This is a genomic window from Streptococcus canis (assembly GCF_900636575.1).
GTDB classification, from domain to species: domain Bacteria; phylum Bacillota; class Bacilli; order Lactobacillales; family Streptococcaceae; genus Streptococcus; species Streptococcus canis.
Window position 1 is genome coordinate 183,271 of sequence record NZ_LR134293.1, and the last position, 6,730, is coordinate 190,000.

Below are 6,730 nucleotides of genomic sequence, written 5' to 3' on the forward strand. Positions count from 1 at the left end.
CTGAATTGAACTTTAACTCTCTTATTATAGCACTTTCAAAAAAGATAGTAAATTAGGAATTAGAAGAGACTTAAAAAGCTTCTAGAATGCTACCGCGAGCTCAGGTTCGGTTTCTCTAGTAAACCCGTTAGCAGGGTCCCCGAGCTGTAACCCTTACGTTCTCATTAGACTGCCTTCACACTTAAACTTGTACTATCATCAGTCATTAAAACTGACAATAATGCCTAATAGCTTGACTCACAAAAGTTGCTGTTCCGATACCAGCCATTCGGTCAATAGACTCCTTAAACCGTTTGTCTTCGATATACATATGCCCAAGGCTTTCTAATATTTTCATATCACAAGGGTAAAAATTCTGACTAATATAGTCTTGTAACTTGGCGACCTGATGTTGAACTAGTGGACAGGCAATAGATTCTTGTTTTAAATCACCAAACCTCTTAAAAATCTCTTGCATCTCCTGTAATAATTGCTCTGTCCTAAGGGCTTCCTTTCGAGACTGATAGGCCTCATAAACATCTGTTTTTCCCCAACGTTCTATCACTTCTTCCTCAAAAGCCCTCAACTGAGACTTATCATATACTTCAAAAGTCATCTGTTCTCCTCCTTTTTGTAAAACCCTGGCATGCTGGATAAGCTCTTCCAAATGCTGTTGACGCATTTCAAGTAATCTAATCTGATCAGCAAGAGCTGCTCCTTGAACATAGGTAGGGCTATTCAGTAATGTTTTTATGGTTTTTAAAGGAAAGTCCAATTCACGAAAAAGTAGAATGTCTTGAAGCTGTGCTAAAGCAAGATGATCATAAAAGCGATAGCCATTATCCCTAACTAAAGTCGGCTTTAATAAATCAATCTCATCATAATAATGCAGGGTGCGCACACTCAACCCAACTAACTGACTCACTTCTTTTACCGTTTTCAAACTATTTCCTCCTCAGTAAGGTGATGCTAAGTTACTAGTATCCTCAATGTCACCTTAACAAACAGTATAAGCTATGACCTAACGTGAGTGTCAAGAATCATTTTATTTTTCTGATACCATTATCGGCCAACGTCCCCAAGTTTGTTCTGCCAAGGCTATATTTCCTAGTTGATAAACGGCATCTGCTTGTTGTGTTAAGGTATCCCAAGGCTCAGCTCCAATGCGAGAAACTATTGACACACTTTTTTTGAGTGACTTAAGATGGGCACGCCCCTTGTCAGAGAATCCCAAAACATGGATTGCTTCAGGCAGTGAGGTTTCCATGGCATTGACCAGAATATAAGTCAGCACCCGCCGTACGCGCGCCTTGGTGTAACGCTTGGTCGCCACGTGGTCAATCAATTCTTCTATCGTCGCTACGCTCCGAATAGCTGCGCTGATTCTACTTGCCAGTTCTTCATTAACCTGAACAATTTGTGTCAAATCCACATGGGTAAGAATTTGATAGGTCAACAACTGGAAATAGTTATCCCAAGAAACCTGTGGAGAAGTTAATAATAGGCTAGCATTGGGAACAGACTTATCCACAAATGCCTCATCCGAAAGATGTTTGCGAATAGCTGTCGCAGAGGCGAATTGGCTCGACTTCTTTTCCGAATGAAAGCCAGCACCCTGACGCTTAATCGGTGTTAAACGGATTCCTTTACCCGCACAAGCCTTAGCATAAGCTAACCCCAAAATATGATTTGGGCTGTCGCCTGTAAAGGCTAGCCCAGCAAATGTCTGCCACATCTGCTGTGTTTTTTGTGGGTAAGACAGGCTGTCTGGAAGCTCATTGAGATAGGACATCATTTGAGCTGCCTTGTCCTCATAAAGAGATGCCAAGCCTTGATAATCCAATTCCTCTTCAGTACCAAACATCAGGGTGTCAATGTCTAATTTTTCTAAAATAGCCACAGCTCCTTGAGCAAAATAATCAGCCGACTGCACCGAAACCAGAAAAGGGAGCTCAACCACTAGGTCAGCTCCATTTGCTAATGCCATTTGAGTTCTTGTCCACTTATCCACAAGCGCCGGCTCCCCCCGTTGCATAAAGTTACCAGACATGGCAACAACCGTTAAGCCCTGTGCTTGCTCCAAGAGATACTTGTGGCCATTATGAAAGGGATTAAATTCTGCAATAATACCCGTAACGGTCATAGACTATCTTTTTCTCCTTTAGTTCTTATTCGCTTTAGAAAGGATGAGTTGTAAAACCAGACAAGTCCAGTTGTTATTTTTGTGCCACAAAAAACCAACGCTTACTGGTCTCAGTTGGTTCCTTATCCTTAAAATCAGCATAGACCTTAAATGACTTGAAACCAGCTTGCTCCAACAAGATATCATAGGTCAATAATTCATACGTTCGCTCCTCATGCACTTCGTCAAAGCGAGAAAAACGCCCATCTGCTTCTTGAATAAAGAAAGTGAGTTCATGAACAACAGAATGAGGTGCCTCATCAGCATAGGTGTCCCAAACCATGGCAAAATCATCTGCATTCTCATGATAAGAATAACCTGGGAAAAGCTCATCTGTTTGATAGGTTGAATGCACATCAAAAATAAAGATGCCATCATCTGCTAAAACATCATAAACTTCTTTAAAAACATCACCAACATCAACTTCGTCTTGCATGTAGCAAATGGAATCCGAGTAGCAGGTTACAAAATCAAACGATCCTACCTGTGACAAATCTAACATATTGCCTTGAAGAAAGTTGATTTTCTTTTTAGCAGATTGAGCCCGTTTTTCAGCAATAGCCAACATGTCTTGACTCAAATCTAAGCCAGTTACCTCAAAACCTGCTTGGGCAAATCGTACCGACTGAATACCTGTTCCACAGGCCAACTCTAACAACTGTTTTCGTTCCTTTGTCTTTGGCAAATGACGGAGCGAAAAGTCTGTCCACAAGTCATAAAGTGAGTCGTCCATGACAGCATCATAAACTGATGCAAATTTTTCATAATTATCTTGCATTGTCATCCTCAAAAACCCTGCCGTAGGACAAGGTCCCTTTATAACATTAAGCCAAATAGGTATCTAGAGCCACAATTGGCGCTTCATGCCACAATTTTTCAAGATTGTAATGGTAACGTTCGTCCTCTGAAAAAAGATGTACCACAACATCGTTCAAATCCAGCAGAACCCAACCAGTTTGGCTGTTCCCTTCCATATGACTGGCATCTCCACCAGCTGCTTTAACCTTCTCACGAATATTCTCTGCAATAGCTTCTAACTGGCGACTATTTGTTGCACTCGCAATCACAAAATAATCAGTCAAACTTGTCAACCCTTCTAAATCAAGAGCTAACATATCTTCCGCACGTTTTTCATCCGCTGCTTTGACAACGATTTCTAACAGTTCTTCTTTTTTCATTTTATTCCTCATCTAAAACCATATCTAATTGCTCCACTAGAGCAAATCTTCCATTCCACAAGGTTTCATGGTAATCAATCAACAGAGGGGGGTGGAATAACCTCATCATCAAAAGTTATTGAGCCATGTTCTATCACTGATACCCGATACCCAAGTTCAAAAGCAACCCTCGCCGTCGTATCAATGCAATAATTAGTGAGCATTCCCATAATCACTGGGTAATCACACGCTTTGTCATTTTAATAGTCTACCAGACCAGTCTCCTTAAAAGCTGAATTATAGGACTTATCAAAAATTTTTTCTGATTCCTGAGGTGCTGCTGACTCATCAATTTCCCAACCCGAACTACCAAAAAGCAAATCATGATTCTAATGACGCACATAAATCGCTTCGATGCCTTGACGACGCGCCCTTTGAATAGCCATCTACCAAGTTTTCAGACAGGCATCAATAGCATATGACTTTGCCTCTACCAATGCCCTTTAACAATCAATAACTAGCAAGGCTTTTTTCATTTAATTCTCTTTCAAACAATGACAAAAAGCATTATAGGTATCTAGCGTTTGTGGAAAAATAGGCTGCGCTTTGGACGCTAAATAAGCTACCGTATGAACTGTTTCATAGGCAACAGCCTTATCCAAATCAAGCTGCGCAATTTCTCTAGCGTCATCAACCAAAGGGAAGACACGACCTTCTTCGATATAATCAGCAACGTATAAGACCTTATCCAGCAAAGTCATTTCAGCTGCTCCGACCGTATGAATTTCAATAGCTCGCAAAATATCTTTATCTTGTAGCCCTAAATCCTCTTGGATTTTGTAGATACCAACCATACCGTGCCAGACATTATTATTCCATTTGGCTAATTCGGGAGATAGCTGGTACTTGTCAATCAAATCTAGAAATACCTGATCAGGGCATTCCTTGGCATAATCATGCAAAAGAGCTGCTAATCCTGCTTTGTCAAGATTACAACCATAACGCTCTGCCAAGGATAAAGCTGCCTTTTCCACACCAAGCACATGTTTAAAACGTTTAGGACTCATCTGCCCTGCAATTTTTTCCAAAAGTTCTTCCCTATCATAAGGGAGATAATCTTGATATGTCATTGATACAAACCTTCTTGAGTGATATAGTCCAAAACCCTTTTAGGCAAAAGGTAATTCGGCTGACGACCTTTTTTAATAAAATCCCTAATCATGCTAGAAGAAATATCCATCAAGGGAAGATCCACCCAAATCACAGGGTAAGACGTTCCAGCTTTGTATTTAGGACGTTGAACCCCGACAAATTGAACCAGTTTCATCAACTCATCAATGCGGTACCATTTAGGCAAATAATCAACCATGTCAGCCCCGATGATAAAATAATAATCAACATCTGGATGCTGCTCAGTTAAATAGACCATCGTGTCATAAGTATAACTAATTCCCTGACGCTCAAGTTCACAGGTTTCAATAGCTAAACTATCGTTATCTTCAATAGCTAATTCTAACATCCGAAGTCGATGCTTCTCATCAATGGTTTCCTTAGCATCAACATGTGGTGGCTGAAATTCAGGCATCAATAAGACCTGATCTAATCCTAATTGTTGGCGAACTTGATCAGCTACCACAAGATGAGCATTATGAATGGGGTTAAAATTCCCACCTAAAATCCCAATTTGTTTGCGATTACTTTCTTTTTTTTCTTCCTCTAATTCAACCTTCGTAAAAGGTGTCAACAATTCTAAAGACATAGTTTCTCCAAATATCCTCATCACAATAGTGTTAGCAATCCCATTTGGCACGACAAGGCCTTCATAACAAGTCTATCATTAGATTGCTTTAACTTTCGGTGACAATTTGCGGTTTTCTTTCTTAGCTGAGACCTTGAATAGAATCAAAATACGACCAATTTTTAAAACCGTATCACAGCCAATTTCTTCCTCTAAAATCTCTGCCACTTCATGAATATCTTCATCAGTATTTTGCAAAAGAGCTACCTTAATCAACTCTCTGGCATCCAAAGCCTGACGAATACTCGTTTTGATCTGATTGTTCAATCCATTTTTACCAATTTGAACAATTGGTTTCAAGCTATGCGCTTCAGATTTTAAAAAGGCTCTTTGTTTACTTGTAAGCATGTTTTTCCAACTTCTTTTTTTATTTTTTAAATAATAGCTTTGCGGACAAGAACAGCAACCCCTTCAGGCGCCCACGCAGCAATTTTCGTTTTCAACTCTTTTTGACCATTAATGCGAATCCAGCCAAGGCCAGAAAAGACAAGATCCATTTTTTGATCAATCACAAACTCATGACGAACCAACTTAGGAAAATCCACTGCTTCTTTTTGACCTGGCGGTGTTAACAAACCACCCAAGTGTTTGTCATAAAACGTATCTGCTCCAGTCAACTTTGTCCGATGCAACCCCAACTCATTGTCAAAAAAAGCGGTGAAGCCTTGCCGTTCTCCACTAATAAAATCAAATCGAGCCAAACCACCTAAAAAGAGAGTTTGTTTAGGATTTAATTGGTAAGTCTTAGGCTTGATTTCTTTCTTAGGACTGACCACTTTCAAATCTTTGGCAGATAAATAATGAGCCATCTGGTGCCTGTGAATAATTCCTGGTGTATCAAAAATGAATGTCCCATCATCCAAAGGAATTTCAATTTTGTCAAGAGTTGTCCCAGGAAAACGAGACGTTGTGATAACATCTTTATCCCCTGTAACTTCTTGAATAATGGCATTAATTAAGGTCGATTTCCCAACATTGGTTACCCCAACCACATAGACATTCCGACCCTTGCGTAATGTGTTGATACGCTCAATTAGCTCTTTAATAGCATATTTATTTTGAGCACTCGTCAACATCACATCTAACGGACGTAGCCCCTCTTCATGAGCACGTTCTACCAGCCATTGAGTCACTTTGCCATCCTTAACAGACTTCGGTAAAATATCTTTTTTGTTACCAACCAATAAAACATCATTACCAGAAACAAAGCGAGATAGCCCTGGAATAATAGAGCCATTAAAATCAAAAATATCAACCACATTGACCACAAGAGCATCACTATCTCCTACTTCATGAAGGAGCCTTAAAAACTCATCATCGGTAATGTGAACATCCGTAATATCATTATAATGCCGTAATCTAAAACAGCGCTGGCAATATAGTTCCCCTGTCTCGAGACCTTTTTTTAAAGCTGCAGCTGGTGTAAAACCTGCTTTCTTCTTATCTTCAGTTTGAACCTGAATCCCACAACCTATACAAAATAATTCTTCCATTAAATTCCTTTTTGATATGATAACTTACCATATTTCTCTTCTAATTTTGCCAAAACACGGCGTTCTCGCCAGCGATTAATCTTTGTGTTCCAAGCATCAGATTGAACAAGGGGCTTCACTA

10 protein-coding genes (1 of these 10 cut by a window edge) are annotated in these 6,730 nt (G+C 39.8%); all 10 read right to left on the minus strand.

Features of this window, described 5'->3' with window-relative positions; translation table 11 throughout:
* Positions 1 to 205: 205 nt before the first annotated feature.
* Entirely contained in the window at positions 206 to 922 is a 717-nt protein-coding gene (locus EL097_RS00915) for a MerR family transcriptional regulator (protein ID WP_003046721.1), read from the minus strand.
* Positions 923 to 1,024: 102 nt separating this feature from the next.
* Positions 1,025 to 2,122, minus strand: coding sequence for a nucleotidyltransferase (locus EL097_RS00920; protein ID WP_003046718.1), 1,098 nt, complete (start codon positions 2,120 to 2,122; stop codon positions 1,025 to 1,027).
* Between the two features lie 73 nt (positions 2,123 to 2,195).
* A complete protein-coding gene (locus tag EL097_RS00925; RefSeq protein WP_003046716.1) occupies positions 2,196 to 2,939 on the minus strand; it encodes a class I SAM-dependent DNA methyltransferase in 744 nt (247 codons plus the stop codon).
* 46 nt (positions 2,940 to 2,985) lie between these two features.
* Positions 2,986 to 3,339 (minus strand): ribosome silencing factor, encoded by a 354-nt coding sequence (gene rsfS, locus EL097_RS00930; protein WP_003046714.1) that lies wholly within the window; start codon positions 3,337 to 3,339, stop codon positions 2,986 to 2,988.
* 74 nt (positions 3,340 to 3,413) lie between these two features.
* Entirely contained in the window at positions 3,414 to 3,548 is a 135-nt protein-coding gene (locus EL097_RS11100) for an isochorismatase family protein (protein ID WP_331444980.1), read from the minus strand.
* A 306-nt stretch (positions 3,549 to 3,854) separates the two neighbouring features.
* Positions 3,855 to 4,448 carry a bis(5'-nucleosyl)-tetraphosphatase (symmetrical) YqeK gene (gene yqeK, locus EL097_RS00940; protein WP_003046709.1) on the minus strand — a complete coding sequence of 198 codons (594 nt, stop codon included), beginning with the start codon at positions 4,446 to 4,448 and terminating at the stop codon, positions 3,855 to 3,857.
* Positions 4,445 to 5,077, minus strand: coding sequence for a nicotinate-nucleotide adenylyltransferase (locus EL097_RS00945; RefSeq protein WP_003046705.1), 633 nt, complete (start codon positions 5,075 to 5,077; stop codon positions 4,445 to 4,447). The genes yqeK and EL097_RS00945 overlap by 4 nt, the downstream gene beginning before the upstream one ends.
* 78 nt (positions 5,078 to 5,155) lie before the next feature.
* Complete coding sequence (gene yhbY / locus EL097_RS00950) at positions 5,156 to 5,464, minus strand: ribosome assembly RNA-binding protein YhbY (RefSeq protein ID WP_003046702.1); 309 nt, start codon at positions 5,462 to 5,464, stop codon at positions 5,156 to 5,158.
* A 26-nt stretch (positions 5,465 to 5,490) separates the two neighbouring features.
* A complete protein-coding gene (gene yqeH, locus EL097_RS00955) occupies positions 5,491 to 6,609 on the minus strand; it encodes a ribosome biogenesis GTPase YqeH (RefSeq protein ID WP_003046699.1) in 1,119 nt (372 codons plus the stop codon).
* A protein-coding gene (locus EL097_RS00960; RefSeq protein WP_003046696.1) for a YqeG family HAD IIIA-type phosphatase crosses the window boundary here: on the minus strand, positions 6,609 to 6,730 show its end. It continues 406 nt past the right edge of the window; the window shows 122 of its 528 coding nt (coding positions 407-528); its start codon lies off the right edge, out of view; its stop codon occupies positions 6,609 to 6,611. Before EL097_RS00960 ends, yqeH begins: the two co-directional genes overlap by 1 nt.